This is a genomic window from Streptomyces sparsogenes subsp. cuspidosporus (assembly GCF_039532705.1).
Lineage (GTDB): Bacteria > Actinomycetota > Actinomycetes > Streptomycetales > Streptomycetaceae > Streptomyces > Streptomyces sparsogenes.
This window is the reverse complement of record NZ_BAAASD010000051.1, coordinates 22,139-42,528: the sequence shown is the minus strand read 5'-3', so window position 1 is coordinate 42,528 and position 20,390 is coordinate 22,139. Positions and strand designations below refer to the sequence as shown.

Annotated in this window: 19 protein-coding genes and 1 pseudogene; 12 read left to right on the top strand and 8 right to left on the bottom strand. The window is 70.0% G+C overall.

Annotation, left to right across the window (positions count from 1 at the left end):
* Nucleotides 1-3: 3 nt before the first annotated feature.
* Both fabG and ABFY07_RS37030 read right to left on the bottom strand, forming a co-directional pair.
* Entirely contained in the window at nt 4-708 is a 705-nt protein-coding gene (fabG, locus tag ABFY07_RS37035) for a 3-oxoacyl-[acyl-carrier-protein] reductase (RefSeq protein ID WP_065958253.1), read from the bottom strand.
* Between the two features lie 147 nt (nt 709-855).
* The gene (locus ABFY07_RS37030) at nt 856-1,419 is read right to left on the bottom strand and encodes a GNAT family N-acetyltransferase (RefSeq protein ID WP_346178695.1); all 564 of its coding nucleotides are present in this window, start codon (nt 1,417-1,419) and stop codon (nt 856-858) included.
* Nucleotides 1,420-1,428: 9 nt separating this feature from the next.
* Between ABFY07_RS37030 and ABFY07_RS37025 the strand changes: the two genes are divergently transcribed.
* On the top strand, nt 1,429-1,557 hold the full coding sequence (locus ABFY07_RS37025; RefSeq protein WP_346178694.1) for a hypothetical protein: 129 nt from the start codon (nt 1,429-1,431) through the stop codon (nt 1,555-1,557).
* Between the two features lie 29 nt (nt 1,558-1,586).
* Nucleotides 1,587-1,922 (top strand): antibiotic biosynthesis monooxygenase family protein, encoded by a 336-nt coding sequence (locus ABFY07_RS37020; RefSeq protein WP_346178693.1) that lies wholly within the window; start codon nt 1,587-1,589, stop codon nt 1,920-1,922.
* Between the two features lie 18 nt (nt 1,923-1,940).
* Here ABFY07_RS37020 and ABFY07_RS37015 read toward each other — a convergent pair whose 3' ends face one another.
* Nucleotides 1,941-2,702 carry a class I SAM-dependent methyltransferase gene (locus ABFY07_RS37015; protein ID WP_346178692.1) on the bottom strand — a complete coding sequence of 254 codons (762 nt, stop codon included), beginning with the start codon at nt 2,700-2,702 and terminating at the stop codon, nt 1,941-1,943.
* Nucleotides 2,703-2,900: 198 nt separating this feature from the next.
* Between ABFY07_RS37015 and ABFY07_RS37010 the strand changes: the two genes are divergently transcribed.
* The 4 genes from ABFY07_RS37010 to ABFY07_RS36995 are packed head-to-tail and all read left to right on the top strand — an operon-like array spanning nt 2,901 to nt 8,515.
* Nucleotides 2,901-3,200, top strand: a complete 300-nt coding sequence (locus tag ABFY07_RS37010; protein ID WP_346178691.1) for an SseB family protein — start codon at nt 2,901-2,903, stop codon at nt 3,198-3,200.
* Nucleotides 3,197-3,748, top strand: a complete 552-nt coding sequence (locus ABFY07_RS37005) for a hypothetical protein (protein ID WP_346178690.1) — start codon at nt 3,197-3,199, stop codon at nt 3,746-3,748. The genes ABFY07_RS37010 and ABFY07_RS37005 overlap by 4 nt, the downstream gene beginning before the upstream one ends.
* A complete protein-coding gene (locus tag ABFY07_RS37000) occupies nt 3,745-8,193 on the top strand; it encodes a DUF6531 domain-containing protein (protein ID WP_346178689.1) in 4,449 nt (1,482 codons plus the stop codon). Before ABFY07_RS37005 ends, ABFY07_RS37000 begins: the two co-directional genes overlap by 4 nt.
* Nucleotide 8,194: 1 nt before the next feature.
* A complete protein-coding gene (locus tag ABFY07_RS36995; RefSeq protein ID WP_346178688.1) occupies nt 8,195-8,515 on the top strand; it encodes a hypothetical protein in 321 nt (106 codons plus the stop codon).
* A 169-nt stretch (nt 8,516-8,684) separates the two neighbouring features.
* On the opposite strand, the pseudogene ABFY07_RS36990 reads toward ABFY07_RS36995, so the two are convergent.
* A pseudogene (locus tag ABFY07_RS36990) lies at nt 8,685-9,936 on the bottom strand (MFS transporter).
* A gap of 100 nt (nt 9,937-10,036) precedes the next feature.
* Here ABFY07_RS36990 and ABFY07_RS36985 point away from each other — a divergent pair.
* From ABFY07_RS36985 to tyrS, 4 genes are all read left to right on the top strand, one after another.
* Nucleotides 10,037-11,122 carry a DUF5937 family protein gene (locus tag ABFY07_RS36985; protein WP_346178687.1) on the top strand — a complete coding sequence of 362 codons (1,086 nt, stop codon included), beginning with the start codon at nt 10,037-10,039 and terminating at the stop codon, nt 11,120-11,122.
* A 198-nt stretch (nt 11,123-11,320) separates the two neighbouring features.
* Complete coding sequence (locus tag ABFY07_RS36980; RefSeq protein WP_346178686.1) at nt 11,321-12,847, top strand: TldD/PmbA family protein; 1,527 nt, start codon at nt 11,321-11,323, stop codon at nt 12,845-12,847.
* On the top strand, nt 12,844-14,253 hold the full coding sequence (locus tag ABFY07_RS36975) for a metallopeptidase TldD-related protein (protein ID WP_065958268.1): 1,410 nt from the start codon (nt 12,844-12,846) through the stop codon (nt 14,251-14,253). Before ABFY07_RS36980 ends, ABFY07_RS36975 begins: the two co-directional genes overlap by 4 nt.
* Before the next feature lie 111 nt (nt 14,254-14,364).
* Entirely contained in the window at nt 14,365-15,786 is a 1,422-nt protein-coding gene (gene tyrS / locus ABFY07_RS36970; RefSeq protein ID WP_346178685.1) for a tyrosine--tRNA ligase, read from the top strand.
* Between the two features lie 108 nt (nt 15,787-15,894).
* Here tyrS and ABFY07_RS36965 read toward each other — a convergent pair whose 3' ends face one another.
* Nucleotides 15,895-16,176, bottom strand: coding sequence for a GlsB/YeaQ/YmgE family stress response membrane protein (locus ABFY07_RS36965; protein WP_346178684.1), 282 nt, complete (start codon nt 16,174-16,176; stop codon nt 15,895-15,897).
* Nucleotides 16,177-16,415: 239 nt separating this feature from the next.
* Between ABFY07_RS36965 and ABFY07_RS36960 the strand changes: the two genes are divergently transcribed.
* The gene (locus tag ABFY07_RS36960; protein WP_346178711.1) at nt 16,416-16,805 is read left to right on the top strand and encodes a DUF3099 domain-containing protein; all 390 of its coding nucleotides are present in this window, start codon (nt 16,416-16,418) and stop codon (nt 16,803-16,805) included.
* Nucleotides 16,806-16,998: 193 nt separating this feature from the next.
* A complete protein-coding gene (locus ABFY07_RS36955) occupies nt 16,999-17,238 on the top strand; it encodes a hypothetical protein (RefSeq protein WP_065958275.1) in 240 nt (79 codons plus the stop codon).
* On the opposite strand, the gene moaA is transcribed toward ABFY07_RS36955, so the two are convergent.
* The 3 genes from moaA to ABFY07_RS36940 form a co-directional block, all read right to left on the bottom strand.
* On the bottom strand, nt 17,221-18,210 hold the full coding sequence (moaA, locus tag ABFY07_RS36950; RefSeq protein WP_346178683.1) for a GTP 3',8-cyclase MoaA: 990 nt from the start codon (nt 18,208-18,210) through the stop codon (nt 17,221-17,223). The two genes, ABFY07_RS36955 and moaA, sit on opposite strands and share 18 nt — an antisense overlap.
* Before the next feature lie 172 nt (nt 18,211-18,382).
* Entirely contained in the window at nt 18,383-19,981 is a 1,599-nt protein-coding gene (locus ABFY07_RS36945) for a solute symporter family protein (RefSeq protein WP_346178682.1), read from the bottom strand.
* Nucleotides 19,978-20,334 (bottom strand): DUF485 domain-containing protein, encoded by a 357-nt coding sequence (locus tag ABFY07_RS36940; protein ID WP_065958281.1) that lies wholly within the window; start codon nt 20,332-20,334, stop codon nt 19,978-19,980. Before ABFY07_RS36940 ends, ABFY07_RS36945 begins: the two co-directional genes overlap by 4 nt.
* Nucleotides 20,335-20,390 lie beyond the last annotated feature (56 nt).

Below are 20,390 nucleotides of genomic sequence, written 5' to 3'. Positions count from 1 at the left end.
CGTTCAGTGACCCATGCCCAATCCGCCGTCGACAGGGATGACGGCTCCAGTGATGTACGCGGCCTCATCGGAGGCCAGGAAGCGGACCGAGGCGGCGATCTCCTCGGGCTGCGCGTAGCGCGCGAGCGGCACCTGCTTGACGATGTTCTCCCGCTGCTGCTCGTCGAGCGCGCGGGTCATGTCGGTGTCCACGAAACCGGGCGCGACCACGTTGACCGTGATGTTCCGGGAGCCGAGCTCACGGGCGAGGGAGCGAGCGAAGCCCACCAGACCGGCCTTGGACGCGGCGTAGTTCGCCTGCCCCGCGGAGCCCAGCAGACCCACCACGGACGAGATCAGCACGATACGGCCCTTGCGGGCCCGCAGCATCCCGCGGTTGGCGCGCTTGACGACACGGAACGTACCGGTGAGGTTCGTCTCCAGAACGGTGGAGAAGTCCTCCTCCGTCATCCGCATCAGCAGCTGGTCCCGGGTGATGCCGGCGTTGGCCACCAGCACCTCGACCGGGCCGTGCTTCTCCTCGATCTCCTTGTACGCCTGCTCGACCTGCTCCGGCTCCGTGATGTCGCACTTCACCGCGAGAAAGCCGGCCGGCGGCTCCCCGGACCGGTAGGTGATGGCGACCTTGTCGCCTGCGTCGGCGAAGGCACGGGCGACGGCGAGGCCGATACCGCGGTTTCCTCCGGTGACGAGAACCGAGCGGCTCAAGGGACCACCCTCTCTGTTGGATGTCGTGCCGGGCGTCACTATGTGTGGCGACCCTTGTGTACGCAAACTATCGGGCAAACCCCCGGGCCGGGGAATCGAGCACGCACAGGGGCACTCCCCGGTCACTGTTGACTTCCTACAGAACGCTCACCCGGGCATGTCCGGCGAGGCCTCGCGGATCAGGCCGGTCAGCGGGCCGTCGGTGCGCCAGCCGAGGGACTCGTACAGCGCCCTCCCCTCGATCGTCGCGCCGAGCACCGCCGCCGAGGAGCCCGCCTCGACGGCGGCGTTGGCGAGCGTACGCATGACCAGGCTGCCGAGCCCCCTGCGGCGGTGGGCGGGAGAGGTCTCGACCTGGTCGACGACGGCGGGGCGCCCGGGGGCGGGCACGGCGATCTGCCCCCGCGCGGCGAACGCGCCGTCCTCCGTCAGGACGAGTACCCGGGTGGTGCCGCCCCGAGCCCAGGTGCGCGCCCGGTAACCGCTGGGAGCCACGGCCTCGGCCGTGCGCAGCCGCGCCGACATGAGAAAGCCGTCGATGTCGAAGCGCCAGCCGGGGGCCACGCATGACGCCACCGACTCCGGCGGCAGGAAGAACTTCAGCCAGGTGCCGGGGGCGGTGGCCGTCCCGGTGAGCTTGCGTATCAGCGGCGCGTCGGCATCGACGAGTACGTGCCGGGTCACCTGCCCGGCCAGCCCCACGTCGAGCACCTTGGCGGGATGACCGATCAGGAGCGGGCCGACTTCTTCCTCCGCCACGACAGCTTCTTCACCGACATGACCAAGGGCCCGGCAGCGGATTCCTGGGAGGACAGGGCCGCCCTCCGCAAGGCCTTCAAGACCCGCTGAGCGGGCCATACGACGAGAGGACCCCGAGAATGTTCGCAGTGATCTACCGGTGGCGGCTCCGACCGGGCAAGGAACAACAGTTCGTCGACGGCTGGCACCGGGTGACCGCGGCGATCCACCAGCAGTGCGGCAGCTACGGGTCGAGGCTGCACCAGGCGGACGACGGTACGTGGGTCGCCTACGCCCGCTGGCCCGACGCGGCGACCCGCGACCGATCCGGGACAGTCGACCCCGAGGGTCTGGCCATGATGCGGGAGGCGGTCGAGGAGCGCTTTCCGGAGATCCGTATGCAGATCATCGACGACATGCTGGCGGAGCCGAACCCTGAGCCGGACGCCGCCCTGCGATCCCCCGGCGACAGCTGAGGGCGCTGCCCCACAGCGTCAGGGGCGGAGCGCGACCAGGAGATCGACCACGTAGGTCTCCTCCACCTTCCCGCCGGGAAAAGTCCTGCCCAGCCGCTCACGTTCGTCGACGACGAACGCGCGCCGGTCGGTCTCTTCAAGGACGAGGAACGCCGAGCGGCTGCCGATGTTGGCCAGATGCGTGTCCAGGGAGACGGTGCGGCTCCACCGCACTTGGCGGCGCGCAACCCGGAGACCCGTCAGGCCGGCCAGCCGGATCGCGTCGCCGTCCGAAGGACGCACCGCGGACCTCGGCTTCACCCCGCAGTGGTGCGCGATGCGCTCGTGCTGCTCGCGGATCCACGGTACGTCGAAGGCCGTGGTGTTCCACCAGATCGCCAGAGCACCGTCCGCTCGCAGAACACGCAACGCCTCCGGAACGGACCGGCCGGGGTCGGTCCACTGCCAGGACTGCGCATACGTGATGAGATCGCAGGAAGCCCCGGCCAGCGGCAGAGCGTTGCCGTCACCCCTCACGATCGGCACGCCCGGGAGCGCCCGATGAAACACACCGGCCATGGCCTCACCCGGCTCGACGGCGATCACATCGGCCCCCCGCTCCCGCAGCAGGACGGTGGCGATGCCGGTGCCCGCACCGACGTCGGCGACCCGCGCACCCGCCAACCGACAACCTGCGAACTCCTCAAGGTGGTCGAAGAGTTCGGCTGGGTACGAGGGCCGGTTCGCCGCGTACTGCTCCGCGGCTGCATCGAACGACTGGGCGCGTGAGCTGACGGTCATGCCCTCATCATCGCCTGTCATGGGCTCGTCGAGCCGACGGTCAGCGCTCGGCTGCGAAGCGCGGCGCGTCGGTCACTCGTGGTGTCGGTCCCCTGTGTGAAGATAGCCCTCATGTTTGGGGGAGGGAACGGCCGACCGCCTGGTCAGGGCGGCAGTCAGAGGCTGGCGGACCTCGTACGCCAGGAAACCGCCGCGCAGATGTCGGAGCAGGAGAAGCGGGCCGCGCTGCGGAAGGCGCGGCTGTACTTCCAGCGCCCGGAGAACCCGGGCTTCCTCGTCTCGGAGACCGAAGAGGCCGGCCCGCTGGTGCCCGTCTTCACCTCGCTGGAAGGGCTGGCGCGCTTCGCGGGGGCGTGCGGATGGGCGTCCACGACGGTCGAGGACCTGGTGGAGCTGCTGCCCGAGGGCGTGCGGGCGTTGGTGGATCCGTGGGGTGAGCGTCCGTTCCTGCTCGACGCGGAAGCGCTCAGGGCCGCGAACTCAGGGGGTGCGGAGTGACGGATCACGGTGGGAGCGCGTCATCGAGCGGTCCGAAGCCGGGCGACGGCTACAAGATCGAGATTGATTCGGTGCGGCAGGTGCTGACGCCACTGGAGGAGTCGGTCGTCGCCGCACGCAAGATCAAGGGCGACTGGAAGAAGCTGGCGGATCACATACAGAATTCGGCCGACTTCGATGTCTATGAGGCCGCGGAGAAGATGCTCTCGTCCTGGGGGTTCGGGATGGGGCGCGTGGCGGAGCACACGGACGCGGTGGTGGAGACGCTGCGGCAGGTGATCGCCGCCTACGTGCTGGCCGATCTGCTCCGGATCAAGGATTTCGCGCCGACCGCGGACAACATCGCCAAGCTGCCGTTCGGGGAGAACGGACTGAGGGCATGGCAAGAGGGGTCCCGACCGAAGTTCGATCCGCCACCGCAGATCTATCAGGAGCCGTGGCTGGAGGACTACGGGGACGGCGGCAACTATGACGTGCCGACCAACCCCCGTAAGCGGATTGACGGCGGCTGGGAGGTCGACGGCGGATCGAAGGGGACGATCGCATGAGCCAGCGTGATTCGACGGAGGGCAATTCCGCCGAGCGCATACCGCCGGGCGCGGAACCCTCCGAGGTGATCTACGGCAATCCGTCCGACGTCGATGACCTGGTCGTCAAACTGCGGGCTTACACAGGCGCGTTCAAGGACGGGCGCGACCAGCTGGACGCCTTGATGCTGATGGACTGGACCGGCGCCGGGTCGGAGGGGTTCGAGAACGCGACGAAGAAGCTTCCCCGGGAGCTGGAGTCCGCCCAGACCTACTTCAACGCCGCCGCGAACGCTCTGGACGCATACGCGGACAAGCTGCGCTCCGTCCAGAAGCGGGTCAAGCCGATCATCGAGGACGCGGATGCGGCGCGGGCGGCCTCCAAGAAGTACTGGAAGGACGTCAACGACTACTACGACGCCCAGGACCGTAAGGATGATCCGCTGCCGGAGCGGCCGCCCGAGGACGATCCGGGGATCGCGGCGCTGGAGGGGTGCTACCAGCGGCTGGACAAGCTGGAAAGTGAGCTGCAGCCCGTCATCGACGCGGCGAAGAAGAAACTCGCCAAGGCGGCGGAGAAGGCCCCGGACAAGCCGCCGGCGCCCAAGGGCTGGAACAAGGTCAAGAAGGGGTTCGGAGACTTCGTCGGCGGCGCGGGCGACACCCTGTACGACTGGTACGAGGGCTTCGACGACCTCGTCAAGGACGGACCCCAGGGACTCGGCCTCCACCTGGCCGGCATCCAGGACGGCATCGCCTACGCCGTCGACCACCCCAAAGAGTTCGCCAAGGCCGTCACCAACTGGGACGAGTGGCAGCGCAACCCCGCCCGCGCCGCCGGCCAGCTCACCCCCGAACTCCTCCTCGCCCTGGCCACCGGCGGCTCCGGCGCGGTGCGCCGCGGCGGCTCGGCGGCCAAGAACGCCGCCCAGCGCCTGCTGAACCGTGAGCGGGCGCTGCGCCGGGACGGCAGCGCCCGCAGGCGGACCGACCGTGATCCCAAGGGGAGCTGCACGCCCGGCGGGGACAAGTGCACGACCGGTGAGCCGATTGATGTGTCGACCGGTGAGATGGTCATGTCGGCCACCGATGTCAGCCTGCCCGGTGTGCTGCCGCTGGTGCTGGAGCGGCATTACGTGTCGGGGCATCCGTGCGGGGGCTGGTTCGGCCGTGCCTGGGCCGGGACTCTCGACCAGCGCCTGGAGATCGACGAGGCCGGCGTCGTCTACGTCACCGACGACGGCATGCTCCTCACCTACCCGGTGCCCGAGCCCGACGTCCCGACCCTGCCCACATCAGGGCCGCGCTGGCCACTGCGCTGGGACGGCAAGCCCGACAGCACCTTCACCGTCACCGTCCCGGAACACAACCGCACCCTCCACTTCGCCCCACTCCCGGCAGGCGGCCGCGAGCTGGCCCTGACGGCGATCACCGATCGGACAGGCGACGGCGACCGCATCGACATCACGTACGACGAGCAGGGCGCACCGACAGAGGTCACTCACTCCGGTGGCTACCGCATCGCCATCGACACCGATCCCACCCTGTTGCGGATCACGGCCTTGCGTCTGCTGCACGGCGAAGGCCACAAGCAGAGCACCACGCTGATCTCCTACGGCTATGACGAAGCCGGGGATCTCACCGAGGTCATCAACTCCACCGGTCTGCCGCTGCGGTACCAGTACGACGACCAGCACCGGATCACCTCGTGGAAGGACCGCAACGGCACCTCGTACGCCTACGTCTACGACCACCGGGGCCGGGTGCTGCGCGGGATCGGGCCGGATGGCATCCTCTCCGGCCGCCTCCACTACAACAGCGAGGCCCGCACCACCCGCTACACCGATTCGCAGGGCAACACCACGACCTACGTGTGCAACGAGGCGTACAAGGTCATCGCGCAGACCGATCCGCTGGGCAACACCACCCGCACCGAATGGGACGAGGCCAACCGCCACCCCATCGCGGTGACCGACCCTCTGGGTAACACCACGCGCTACCGGTACGACGACGAGGACCGCCTCACGACCGTCGAGCAGCCTGACGGCACCGTGACGGAGGCCGTCTACGACGACCGGGGTCTGCCGCTGGAGATCCGCGAGCCGAACGGCGCCCTCTGGCGCCACACCTACAACCAGCGCGGCTCACGCACCTCCACCACCGACCCTAGTGGCGCCACCACTCACTACACATACGACGCGTCGGGTCACCTGTCGTCCATCACGGATGCTCGGGGCAACACCACCCAGGTCACCACGGATGCGGCCGGCCTCCCGGTGGCGATCACCGATCCTTTGGGCAACACGACCATCGTCGGCCGGGGAGTCCACGGCCGCATCACCCGTATCACCGACCCCCTGGGCCATGTCACCCGCCAGGGCTGGACGATCGAGGGCAAGCCCGCCTGGCGCACCCGCCCCGACGGCTCCCGCGAGACCTGGACCTGGGACGGCGAGGGCAACCTGGTCGAACACACCGACCCGGCGGGCAACACCACCCGCCACACCCACACCCACTTCGACGTGTCCGCCACCCGGACGGACCCGGACGGGGCGACGTACGCCTTCGCGTACGACACGGAGCTGCGCCTCACGACGGTCACCAACCCGCAGGGCCTGACCTGGACGTACACCTATGACGGCGCTGGTCGCCTCACCTCCGAAAAGGACTTCAACGGCCGCACCCTCACCTACACCCACGACGCAGCGGGCCGCCTGATATCGCGCACCAACGGCGCGGGGGAAACGCTCATCTACACCCGCGACGCGCTCGGCCGCACGGTCGCGTGCCGCACGGCGGACGGCGTGGAGACGACGTACGCGTACGACGCCTCCGGCCGCCTGACAGGGGCGACGAACCCGGACACGGACCTGCGCCGCACGTATGACGCGCGAGGCAGGGTCCTGACCGAGACGGTCAACGACAAGACCACCGCCTACGCCTACGACCAGGCGGGCAACCGCACCGAACGCCTCACGCCGAGCGGCCTGCGTTCGGACTGGGCCTACGACGCGGCCGGCCGCCCCACGGCCCTCACCACGGCGGACAACTCCCTGTACTTCGCGTACGACGCGGCGGGCCGCGAGACGTCGCGCACCTTCGGCGCCGATGTGGCGCTCACCCAGACGTGGGACTCCCTGGACCGCCTGACGACCCAGGCCCTCACCCACGGCAACGCTTCCGCGCTGCTCCAACACCGCGCCTACGCCTACCGCCCCGACGACCACCTCACCGAAATCCGCGAGCTGACCTCCGGCACCCGCCGCTTCGACCTCGACCCGGTCGGCCGCGTGACGGCGGTCCACGCCCACGGCTGGACGGAGACCTACGCCTACGACAGCGCGGGCAACCTCACCCACGCCACCGCCCCCGACCATTCCTCGCCCGGCGAACGCCAGTTCACCGGCACGATCCTGCACCGCGCCGGCCGCACCACCTACGAACACGACGCCCAGGGCCGCCTCGTCCGCCGCACCCGCAAGTTGCTCAACGGCCAGACCCGCACCTGGACCTACACCTGGAACGCGGAAGACCGCCTCACCGACGCCACGACCCCCGACGGGGAACGCTGGCACTACACGTACGACCCCCTCGGCCGCCGCACCACGAAACAGAGACTCGCCAAGGACGGCACGGTCGCCGACCAGATCCTCTTCACCTGGGACGGCACCCGCCTGGCGGAACAAACCACGTCCGGCGGTTTGGTGACAACCTGGGACTACGCCCCGGGGACCCACCGCCCCATATCCCAGACCGAGCGTCATGCTCCACGTGAGCAGGTGGAGGAGACATCATCAATCCTCCGCCTGACTGATGCGACACCTCAATCGGAATACGACGCCCGCTTCCACGCCATCATCACCGACCTCGTCGGCACCCCCACCGAACTGGTCACCCCCGACGGCACCCTCGCCTGGCAACACCGCACCACCCTCTGGGGCACCCCACTCCCCACCCCACCCGGCGCCGCCGACTGCCCGCTCCGCTTCCCCGGCCAATACGCCGACCCCGAAACAGGCCTCGACTACAACTACTTCCGCCACTACGACCCAGAAACCGCCCGTTACGTCAGCCCTGACCCTCTAGGTCTTGAGCCAGCACCGAACCACCATGGGTATGTTGCCAACCCGATGGAGTGGGCCGATCCTCTGGGACTCAAGTGCATCAAGGTCACGTCCAGGATCAGCGACGACAAACTGCTGGTAGAAGCCGCCAAGAAGGCTGGCAAGGATCAGACTGTACAACGCGACCTGGACAGCCTTGTAGCAAAATACAAGGAAGGCAACAAGAACCCCGGGATCGACAACAAGACCCTACCGGGATCAAGCATTCGATATCTTCGGGCACGCAGCGGAGCTCGCGTGTTCTTCCGAGAGACAGACGACGGAATTGAAATCCTCGGCAAGGCAAGCAAACAGAATGAGCAGAAAGTAATCAATCGCCTCATGGAACTCTACGGCCACTGATATGTATGAGATCATCGAGAACGGACTGAAGGTCGAGATCGAACTCGGCGGTGACTCACCGGACACAGTGGAGAATGCTGACGGGTGGGTCGAGTTGCCCAATGGGGAGAAATGGGCCGCAACATTCCTGACGTATGCCGCAGTAGGTAAGATCCTTGAGAAGTGGTCACACACCGGCGAGTACCTCAACGGCGGATATTTTGTCTGCTCGGACCTGGTCATTATTAGACGCCCCGGCGTAAGAGAAATGTTCAATGCGGTTCGAGACCTAGTGGAGACAGACTCCCACCAAAGCTTTCTGACCAGGGTCGACGATGACTGAGACACAAGAACGTCGCTCCTGGCTAGCCGCTGGGGGCTGCCCTCTTGCCGGTAAAAGCGGTCATCACGGTGACAGTCGCGCACGGCGCCGCCACTCCCCCGATGCCAGACTCCGCGTTAATGACGGCGCTGCCATGTGATGGCTTAATGCTGTGACTGACGGGATCAGCTCAACACGCGGCGGGGGCCAAGCGATCCCGGTCCTTCTCCGCGGCGACGGCAGACGCGGAGAGCAGCGTCGCAGTGGCGAGGGTGCCCCAGAGGGGGGCGGGGCCGTGGGGGGGTGAGGGTGGTGATGACCGCTGGGGAGACGGCGAGGCCGAGGCCTGTGGAGAGTTGGAAGCGGGCGAGGGCGCGGCCCAGGGCGTGAGGTGGGGCGAGGGCGGTGACGAGGGCGGTGGCGGTGCCGGCGTAGATGATCTCGCCGAGGGTGCAGACCACGGACACCGCGGCGACGGCCGGGGCGGCCCAGCCGGGTGCCAGGGAGGTGGCTGCGAGGAAGCCGAGGTAGGAGGCGGTGAGTACCACGCCGGCGAGGGCCAGCACGGTCCGCCGGGGGAAGCGGGACATCAGGACGGTGACCGGGACCTGGAGGGTGACCACCAGGACCGTGTTGGCCACGAAGATGGCCGCTGACCACACCGGGGACGCGTGCAACTGGGTGACCAGGACCAGGGGGAGCGCGATTTCGGGGATGTTGAGGCAGAAGACGTAGATCACGTTGGCGGCCAGCAACGCGCGCATCCGGGGCGCGGGACCGTCGGCCGCATCGGCCCCACCGGCCCCGTCCCCGCCCCCGTCCTCGGCCGAGGCAGCGGCCGGACGCGCGTGGAGGTGGACCGACCAGGCCAAGGCGGCCGCGGCGAGATAGGCGAGGCCGGTGGCGGCTGCCAAGGACCGCAAGGCGGTGGTGCCGCCCGCCAGGCAGGCGGTGGCGAGAAGCGCGCCGATGCCCAGGGCGGCGTTGCGCAGGGCGCGGCCTGCCGCGAGGGCGGCGTCGCGTTCGCGGCCGTGGGCGACCGTGGCCACGAGGGCCGCGTGGGCGGCCGGCCATGCCTGGTTGCCGATGCCGAGGAAGAGCGTCGCCGTCGCGAACGGCCAGACGTGGCCCGCCGGGGTGGCCAGCAGCAGGGCCACGCCCACCACCCGTACCAGCATCGACACCGCCACGACCGTGCTGCGTGCGCCCCGGTCCAGCCATCGGCCCACCGCGGGCATGCACACCAGGCCCGCGACGACGCCGATCGTCATGGCGGTGCCGGTGGCGGGCGCGGACAGCCTCAGCACCGTCACGCCGTAGAGCAGCAGAAAGGGCCGCAGCAGGCCGGTGCCGAGCGCGTCCACGGCCAGGGCGACGGCGTACCGGGGGCCTCCGGAGGCACGGACGAGGGCGCGGGGCCGGATCTTGGTGGTGGTTGCCATGGCGTCAAACCGTGCGTACGGCCGACCGGGCGGGCACGTCGGTTGACGGACACCGTCAATCGACGCCGTCGCCGACCGCCCGGGCGGTGATGATGAGGGGATGACGTTGAGGATCGACATCAGCGGCCTGCCGTCCGAGCGGCTGCGGTTCGCCGCCTCGCCGCTGGCCGAGCTGACCGCGATGCTGCACGTGCTGGCCGAGCCCGGCCATCATCCGCAGTTCGCCGGCTGGGCCGCGGACGTCTGGGCCGGGTTGCGGCCGGAGCTGGCGGAGCGGCTCAGGGAGGCGGATTTCCTCTGGCGTTCCTCACAGGCCGACTTCCTGTACCCCGCACGGCCCCGGCCCACCCTCGCCGAGGAGTTGGACGACGTGGACCGGATCGACGACGAGACTTATGTGACCGCCGCGCTCGTCACCACGTGCGGCAGCAACCGGGTCCATTTCCCCGGGGCGTCGCCGCTCACCGACACGACCGCGCGCGAGCGGGCCCTGGACGTGGCCCAGGCCCGCGGCGGGTTGCAGGAGGCCTTCGCGGAGCGGCTGCTCGCGGACCCGGCCGCGGTACGAGCGCGGGTGCGCCACACCCTCGAAGAATGTGCCGAAGCCTTCTTCGACGGCGCCTGGGCGGGCGTCGCGGTGCAGCTCGCCACCGATCTGCGGCTGAAGAACGAACTGCTCAGGCGCCACGGCGTCGGGGCGGCACTCGCCTCGGTCTCCGGCGCGGTCACCCTGGCGCCGGACGGCGACTGCATCATCGTGGACAAGGTGCAGGACAAGGCGACCGCCGCCCGTGGCGCCGGGGTCACTTTCATCCCCAGCGTCTTCGGCCGCCCGCACCTGGTGGCGGTCCACGCGCCCGGGTGGCATCCGGTGGTGCAGTATCCCGTCGCCGAGCCGAGCCCATCGGAGCCGGTGTCGCTGGAGACCATCACCCTCCGGCTGGAGGCGCTCGCGTATCCGGTGCGGCTACGGCTGCTGCGCACCCTGGCCCGCGGCCCGCACACCACCAGCGAGCTGGCCCACTTCTGGGAACTCTCACCCCCGGAGGTTTCCCGCCACCTCGCCGTCCTGCGCCGCGCGGGCCTGCTCACGCCCCGGCGGCAGGGCCGTTACGTCCGCTACACCCTCAACCTGCCCGATCTGACGGCGCTGGGCGCCGATCTGCTGGCGGCCGTACTGCGCTGAGTGGTTTCGGTCTCCGGGGACCGGTGCGGCCCTCGCTACGGCCGCCTGCTGTCCCTCGGCCCCGGCTCCGGCCCCGGCTCCGGCCCCGGCCTCGGGCTCGGGCTCGGCGGGAAATAACCGCACCTGGGCCGTAGCGGCATGGTTCACTGCGGATCGACAGGTATCGAGCCGGACACACCGACCGAAGGGGAGTCGCCCGTGCCGCATGAGATCGATCCGTCCTTCCTCGCACTGCCGCTGCGCGCCCTCGCCGACGCGGCGCTCGCGCGCGCCCGCGCGCTGGGGGCCGAGCATGCCGACTTCAGGCTCGAGCGGGTGCGCAGCGCCGCGTGGCGGTTGCGGGATGGCAAGCCGGCGGGGTCGTCGGACACCACCGACCTGGGATACGCGGTGCGGGTGGTGCACGGCGGGAGTTGGGGGTTCGCGTCGGGGGTGGACCTGACGATGGACGCGGCGGCGCGGGTGGCCTCGCAGGCGGTGGCGATGGCGAAGCTGTCCGCGCAGGTGATCCAGGCCTCGGGGTCGGACGAGCGCGTGGAGTTGGCGGCGGAGCCGGTGCACGCGGACCGGACCTGGGTCTCGTCGTACGAGATCGACCCCTTCGATGTGCCGGACGCGGACAAGACGGGGCTGCTCACGGACTGGAGTGAGCGGCTGCTGGCGGCCGACGGGGTGGCGCACGCGGACGCGTCGCTGCTGACGGTGCAGGAGAACAAGTTCTACGCGGACACAGCGGGCACCACGACCACCCAGCAGCGGGTCCGGCTGCATCCGCAGCTCACGGCCGTGGCGGTGGATCCGGACAGCGGTGAGTTCGAGTCGATGCGCACCCTGGCGCCGCCGGTGGGGCGCGGGTGGGAGTACCTGACCGGGGCGGGGGGCTGGGACTGGGACGCGGAGCTGGCCGAGATCCCGGAGCTGCTGGCGGAGAAGATGCGCGCGCCGTCGGTCGAGGCGGGGTCGTACGACCTGGTGATCGATCCGTCGAACCTGTGGCTGACGATTCACGAGTCGATCGGGCACGCGACCGAGCTGGACCGGGCGCTGGGCTACGAGGCGGCGTACGCGGGCACCTCGTTCGCCACCTTCGACCAGCTCGGCAAGTTGAAGTACGGCTCCGAGATCATGAACGTCACCGGTGACCGGACCGCCGAGCACGGGCTGGCCACGATCGGGTACGACGACGAGGGGGTGGCCGCGCAGTCCTGGGACCTGGTGCGCGACGGCACGCTGGTCGGCTACCAGCTGGACCGCAGGATCGCCAGGCTGACCGGGTTCGAGCGGTCCAACGGGTGCGCCTTCGCCGACTCCCCCGGCCATGTGCCGGTCCAGCGGATGGCGAACGTGTCGCTGCGGCCGGCGCCGGACGGGCCCTCGACCGAGGAGCTGATCGGCGGGGTCGAGCGGGGGCTGTATCTCGTGGGCGACCGCTCCTGGTCGATCGACATGCAGCGCTACAACTTCCAGTTCACCGCGCAGCGGGCGTTCCGGATCGAGAACGGGCGGCTGGCGGGCCAGGTGCGGGACTTCGCGTACCAGGCCACCACCACCGACTTCTGGGGTTCGATGAGCGCGGTCGGCGGCCCGCAGACGTATGTCCTGGGCGGGGCCTTCAACTGCGGCAAGGCCCAGCCGGGCCAGATCGCCGCGGTCTCGCACGGCTGCCCGTCCGCCCTGTTCCGGAACATCAACATTCTGAACACCACGCAGGAGGCGGGTGCATGAGCGGCGTGAACAAGCCTCACGAGATCGTCGAGCGGGCCCTGGAGCTGTCCCGGGCGGACGGCTGTGTGGTGATCGCCAACGAGACCTCCACCGCCAATCTGCGCTGGGCGGGCAACGCCCTGACGACCAACGGGGTGACCCGCGGCCGGACGCTCACGGTCGTGGCCACGGTGGACGGCGGCCGGGGCACCGCCTCCGGCGTGGTGTCGCGCTCGGCGGTCACCGCGGAGGACCTGGAGCCGCTGGTGCGGGCCGCCGAGGCGGCGGCGCGGGAGGCGGGGCCGGCGGAGGACGCCCAGCCGCTGGTGGAGGCCGGCGGCGGGGCGGCGGCCTCAGCGGGCTTCACCGACGCGCCGGACGAGACGTCCTCGGAGGTGTTCGCGGCCTTCGCGCCCGCTCTCGGCGAGTCCTTCGCGCAGGCCCGCGCGGGCGGGCGGGAGCTGTACGGGTTCGCCAACCACGAGGTGGTGACCAGCTACCTGGGCACCTCCACGGGGCTGCGGCTGCGCCACGACCAGCCGACCGGCAGCCTGGAGATCAACGCCAAGTCCCCGGACCGCACCCGCTCGGCCTGGGCGGGGCAGGCGACGCGCGACTTCACGGACGTGGACCCGGCCGCGATCGACGCCGAGCTGGCCCGGCGGCTGGTGTGGGCGCAGCGGAAGGTGGAGCTGCCGGCCGGGCGGTACGAGACGCTGCTGCCCCCGACGGCGGTCGCGGACCTGCTGATCTACCAGTTCTGGTCCTCGGCGGCGCGGGACGCGGCGGAGGGCCGCACGGTCTTCTCCAAGCCGGGCGGTGGCACGCGCGTCGGGGAGAAGCTGACGGAGCTGCCGCTGACGCTGCGCAGCGACCCGGCGGAGCCGGGTCTGGAGGCGGCTCCGTTCGTGATCGCGCACTCGTCGGGGGACGACGCGTCGGTGTTCGACAACGGGCTGCCGCTGACCGCCACCGACTGGATCCGGGACGGGGTGCTGAACCAGCTGATCACCACGCGCCACACGGCGGGTCTGACGGATCTGCCGGTGGCCCCGGGGGTCGACAATCTGATCCTGGAGGGCGGCGGGCCACGCTCGCTGGAGGAGATGGTGGCGGCGACCGAGGGCGGCGGGCCCTGTCTGCTGCTGACCTGCCTGTGGTACATCCGCGAGGTCGATCCTGCGACGCTGCTGCTCACCGGGCTGACCCGGGACGGGGTCTATCTGGTGGAGGGCGGTGAGGTCGTCGGCGAGGTGAACAACTTCCGGTTCAACGAGTCGCCGGTGAGCCTGCTGTCCCGGGCCACCGAGGCGGGCCGTACGGAGCGTACGCTGCCGCGCGAGTGGGGCGACTGGTTCACCCGGGCCGCGATGCCCGCGCTGCGGATCCCGGACTTCAACATGAGCTCCGTCAGCAAGGGCGTCTGAACGGGGCGAATAGACTGGTCCACGCCCATCCGTCACCGTCGGTCCACCGTCGATCCATCACCGATTCCGACCATCACCAGTCCCGACCACCACCAGGAAACCAGGAACGCCATGACACGCCTCGGCGAATCCGTCGCCCGCGCCAGCGCACTGCTCACCGCAGACCTCTCCTCCGACACGACCGTGGAGAAGCTGCTCGAGGAGACGGGCTCCCGGCGCTATCTGGACCTGACGGACCTGTCGGCGAAGGACCAGGCCGAGCTGATCGCGGCGCGTACGGTCGAGGTCCTGCCGGGCGTGGACCAGCTGGCCGAGCGGATCGAGGAGCGCCGGACGGCGGGCCGGGGCCTGCGCATCAAGCTGGGCATCGACCCGACGGCCGCCGATGTGCACCTCGGTCACGCCGTGCCGGTGATCATCCTCAGCCGCTTCCAGCGGATGGGGCATGACGTCACCCTGCTCATCGGCGACTTCACCGCGAAGATCGGCGACCCCAGCGGGCGTACGGCGGAGCGGCCGCCGCTCACCGACGAGGACATCGCCCGGAACCTGGCGGGCTACCAGGACCAGGTCCGGCCGTTCTTCGACTTCGAGAAGAAGGTCAGCTTCCGGCGCAACAGCGAGTGGCTGGCGTCGTACACCTTCCCGGAGCTGCTGGGGCTGCTCGCCCAGGTCCCGGCCTCGCATCTGCTGCAGCGCGAGGACTTCCGCAAGCGGCTGGCCGAGGGCCACGGCCTGACCATGTCGGAGCTGCTCTACCCGGTCGCCCAGGGGCTGGACTCGGTCGCGCTGGAGTGCGATGTCGAGCTGGGCGGCGCGGACCAGCTGCTCAACCTGCAGATGGGCCGGAAGCTGATGGAGCTGCGCGGGCAGCGGCCGCAGCTGGTCGTCACCATGCCGCTGATCGAGGGCACGGACGGCACCGGCGCCAAGATGTCCAAGTCCAAGGGCAACTACATTCCGCTGTCCGCGCCGGCGGATGACGTCTTCGGCAAGATCATGTCGATCCCGGACCGGCTGATGGCCCCGTACCTGCGGGCCTGGACGGAGTGGACCGACGGCGAGATCGACGTGGTCAAGGCGCGCCTGGAGGACCGCTCGCTGCACCCGATGGACCTGAAGAAGGTCCTGGCGGGCGAGGTGGTGACGGCCCTGTACGGCGTGGCGGCGGCGATGGCGGCGCGCGCGGGGTTCGTGGCGCAGTTCTCGAAGAAGTCCTTCACGGATGTCGAGACGCTGCCTGAGGTCGATGTGGCGGAGCACGGCGGCGAGTCGGTCGCGGGCGTGCTGAGCAAGGTGCTGGAGTTCCAGCCGAGCGCCTCGGCGGCCCGTCGGGTGGCCAAGCAGAACGGTCTGCGCCTGGTCATCGAGACCGAGGGCGGGCAGGAGTCGCTGGTGCTCACCGAGGCGCAGGCGGTGCGGCCGCTGGCCGAGGTGGCGGCGGAGGCCCTGGCGGGTGCCGGGCTCGCGGCCGACTCGGGGAGTGTGTACCTCAAGGCGGGGCGGAAGATCGCCCGGCTGCGGGGGCTGTAGCCGGTCAGGCCGGAGCCTGAGCCCGACCGGGCGTCCAGCCGGTCGGGCTCAGGCTCGGCTCAGACCGGGCGTCCACCCGGTCGGGCTCGGGCTCGGCTCAGGCTCGCCTCAGGCCCGTTCCCTGCGCCGTCCGCCGCGGATCGAGGCGTACAGGGGCGTGCCCAGCGCGACGATGACCACCGCTCCGGCCACCTGGAGCAGATGGCGCCACCAGTCGATGCCCGAGGTGTGCCGGACCCCCACCCAGCTCGCCACCGCGTTGCCCACGATGGCGCCGAGGATTCCGAAGATCGTCGTCAGCCAGAGCGGGATGGGCTGTCTGCCCGGCAGGATGGCCCTGGCGAGCACACCGAGGATCAGACCTACGACGATCGCCCACAGCCAGTTCATGATCGCCTCCCGACGCGCCGCGCGGCGGGCGCAGGCCCCGCGCGGCGCGCGTGTTCGTATGGGTTCAGTTTTCGGGCGGGCGTGATGCGACGCACGCCGTAGTCGGCCATAGGCGTACGGCGTAGCGACGCCACCACCCTCCAGGGTGCCCCACTCGCGTACCCCCAGGACTTCGGGCGTAACGTGGGGTACGTCCGGAAGCGGGGAGTTCCGGCGTGGCGATCGGGTGGTGGAACGTGATGCGGAAGCACAGTGAAACCGAGGTCTTCCGGATCACCGGGGCCCGGCAGGGGCTGGCCGACGATGTGCGCGGCCGGCAGCGGCGGTACATCATCTCCATGTCGATCCGGACCGTGTCCGTGATTCTGGCCGCGGTGCTGTGGAACGTGGAGCGGCATGTGGCCGTGGTGGCCCTGGTGCTGGGCGCGGTGCTCCCGTACATCGCCGTGGTGATAGCGAACGCGGGCCGGGAGAACGCCCCCTCGCTCCCCTCCACCTTCATCCCCGTGCCGCACCGCCCGATGCTCATCTCGGGCCAGGAGAAGGGGGATTCGGGGACGGCCGGGGCGGAATCGGACGCGGAAGGCGCCGCGGCGTCCTCCGAGAATGGACGCGCCGAGCACGGCTGACCTGGGCCGATTCCGTAAGCTCAGGAAAACCTCAGATCAATTGCGCGGTTCCGCTGCACTGTGCCCCATCGCTCGTGACATACTTCGTACGCGCTCCGCATCCCCCGTCGGAGCGACGGACCGACGCCGGGCGGCTCCCCCCGTGGCTGCCCGGCGTCGCCATGTCCGGCGCGGCTTCCGTAGAGTCTGCGGTGTGAACACTGCCGAGTCCGCCTCCGAGACCGACGCCGTCATCTGCTCAGCGAAGGGCTGCCGGGCCCCCGCCGTCTGGGTGCTGGCCTGGAACAACCCGAAGATTCACACGCCGGAGCGGCGCAAGACCTGGCTGGCCTGTGAGGAGCACCGCGGCCATCTCTCCGAGTTCCTCGGGGTGCGGGGCTTCCTGAAGGACGTGGTGACCCTGGAGGAGTGGGCCTCAGCCGCCGATCGCTGACATCGGGCGGTCGGGCTGCAGGAAGGAGGGGTCGTCCAGGCCGGAGCCGGCCTTCTTGCCCCACATGGCGAGGCGCCAGAGTCGGGCGATCTCCGCGTCGGGCGCGCCGGAGCGCAGGGCGCCGCGCAGGTCGGACTCCTCGCGGGCGAACAGGCAGGTGCGCACCTGTCCGTCGGCGGTGAGCCGGGTGCGGTCGCAGGCGCGGCAGAAGGGGCGGGTGACGGAGGCGATGACCCCGACGCGGGCGGGGCCGCCGTCGACCAGCCAGCGCTCGGCGGGCGCGGAGCCACGCTCGTCGTCCCCTTCGGGGGTGAGGGTGAAGCGGGTGCGCAGGGCGGCCAGGATGTCCCCGGCGGTGATCATGCCCTCGCGCTTCCAGCCGTGCTGGGCGTCCAGCGGCATCTGCTCGATGAACCGCAGCTCGTAGCCGCACTCGAGGGCCCAGGCGAGCAGGTCGGGGGCCTCGTCGTCGTTGAGCCCCGGCATCAGCACCGCGTTGACCTTGACGGGGGTGAGCCCGGCGGCGTGGGCCGCCGCGAGGCCGCGCAGAACGTCGGCGTGGCGCTTGCGCCGGGTCATGGCCTGGAAGACGTCGGGGCGCAGGGTGTCCAGCGAGACGTTGACCCGGTCCAGGCCGGCGTCGCGCAGGGCCCGGGCGGTGCGCTCCAGGCCGATGCCGTTGGTGGTGAGCGACATCCGGGGGCGGGGGGTGAGGGCGGCGCAGCGCTCGACGATGCCGACGAGCCCGGGGCGCAGCAGCGGCTCGCCGCCGGTGAAGCGGACCTCGGTGACGCCGAGGTCGGTGACGGCTATCCGGATCAGCCGGACGATCTCGTCGTCGGTGAGCAGGTCGGGTTTGGCGAGCCACTGGAGGCCCTCTTCGGGCATGCAGTAGGTGCAGCGCAGATTGCAGCGGTCGGTGAGGGAGACGCGCAGATCCGTCGCGACGCGACCGTAGGTGTCGATCAGCATGGCGGCGGCCCCTCCACGGACTCGTTGGTGCTCGACTTCGCGCCTTCTTCACGCTTCACTCAATTGTCTCGCAGCGTACGCGACGCCTGTGACATTCGAGGCCGCACGGGTCCGATGGCGCGGTCGGGCGGGTCCGTGACGGGGCCGCCGCCGGGGGTGCCGGGGCGCTCCGTCAGTGGGCGCCGTAGCCGGTGAGCGAGCGGACCTCCAGCTCCGCGTACTTGTCGGGGTCCGGCTTCTCCTTGGACAGCAGGGAGCCCACCCAGCCGAGCAGGAAGCCGAGCGGGATGGAGATCAGGCCGGGGTTCTCCAGCGGGAACCAGTCGAAGTCGGCGTGCTTGAACATGGAGCTCTCCTTGCCGGAGACGACCGGCGAGAAGAGCACCAGGACGACGGAGGAGATCAGTCCGCCGTAGATGGACCACAGCGCGCCCTGGGTGGTGAAGCGCTTCCAGAACAGGCTGTAGAGGATCGTCGGGAGGTTCGCGGACGCCGCGACCGCGAAGGCGAGGGCGACGAGCCCGGCGACGTTGAGGTCGCGGGAGAAGACCCCGAGCACGACCGCGACGGCGCCGATGCCGACGGTCGCCCAGCGCGCGGCCCTGACCTCCTCCTCCTGTGTCGCCTCGCCCTTGCGGATGACGTTGGCGTACAGGTCGTGGGCGAAGGAGGACGAGGAGGCGAGGGTGAGTCCGGCGACGACGGCGAGGATCGTCGCGAAGGCGACCGCGGAGATCACGGCGAGCAGCACCGGGCCGCCGAGTTCCTCGGCGAGCAGCGGTGCGGCCGTGTTGCCGGCCTTGTTGGATGTGGTGATGTCGGTCTTGTTCAGCAGCGCGGCGGCGCCGAAGCCCAGTGCGATGGTCATCAGGTAGAACGCGCCGATGATGCCGATCGCCCAGTTCACCGAGTTACGGGCGGCCTTGGCGGTGGGGACGGTGTAGAAGCGGATGAGGATGTGCGGCAGGCCCGCGGTGCCGAGCACCAGGGCGAGGCCGAGCGAGATGAAGTCGAGCTTGGTGGTGCCCGTGACCCCGTACTTCAGGCCCGGCTCCAGGAACGCGTGGCCGAGCTTGGTGTTCTCCGCCGCTTTCCCCAGCAGGTCGGAGACGTTGAAGTCGAACTTGAGCAGCACCAGGAAGGTCATCAGCAGGGCGCCCGCGATCAGCATGACGGCCTTGACCATCTGCACCCAGGTGGTGCCCTTCATGCCGCCGATGGACACGTAGAGGATCATCACGACGCCCACGAGGACGACGATGAGGATCTTCCCGGCCTCGCTGGTGATGCCCAGCAGCAGGGAGACCAGCACGCCGGCGCCCGCCATCTGGGCCAGCAGGTAGAAGATCGACACGACGATGGTGGAGACGCCGGCGGCGGTGCGGACCGGGCGCTGGCGCATCCGGAAGGCGAGCACGTCGCCCATCGTGTAGCGGCCGGTGTTGCGCAGCGGCTCGGCGACCAGCAGCAGGGCGACCAGCCAGGCGACGAGGAAGCCGATCGAGTAGAGGAACCCGTCGTAGCCGGCGAGCGCGATGGCGCCGGCGATGCCGAGGAAGGACGCGGCGGACATGTAGTCGCCGGAGATGGCCAGGCCGTTCTGGAAGCCGCTGAAGGAGCGGCCGCCGGCGTAGAAGTCGGTGGCGTCCTTGGTCTGGCGGCCGGCCCATACGGTGATGCCGAGGGTCGCGAGGACGAAGACCGAGAAGAGGGTGATGATCAGCGGCCGGTGGTCCGAGGCGCTGTCGACCGCGAGCTGATGCAGGCTCATGCTCCACCGTCCAGGGTTGACTTGATCGCGGCCGACCGCGGGTCGAGCTTGGCCGCGGCGTGGCGGGAGTACCACCAGGCGATGAGGAAGGTGGTCAGGAACTGGGCGAGGCCGAACACCAGAGCGACGTTGATGTTGCCGACCAGCTTGGTGCCCATGAAGTCGTCCGCGTAGTTGGAGAGCAGGACGTACAGCAGGTACCAGCTGACGAACGCGATGGTGAGCGGGAAGGCGAAGGAGCGGTGGGCGCGGCGCAGTTCACCGAACTCCGCGCTCGCTTGCACCTCGGCGTAGGGGGGTGGTTCTTGCTGTCGCTGATCGTCGGGGCGATCGCTGGCCGGCGCGGTGTCCACGGTCTCTCCTGGTGAGGTGGCGTCTGACGGGGACGTGATACGGCGGTTGTAGTGAT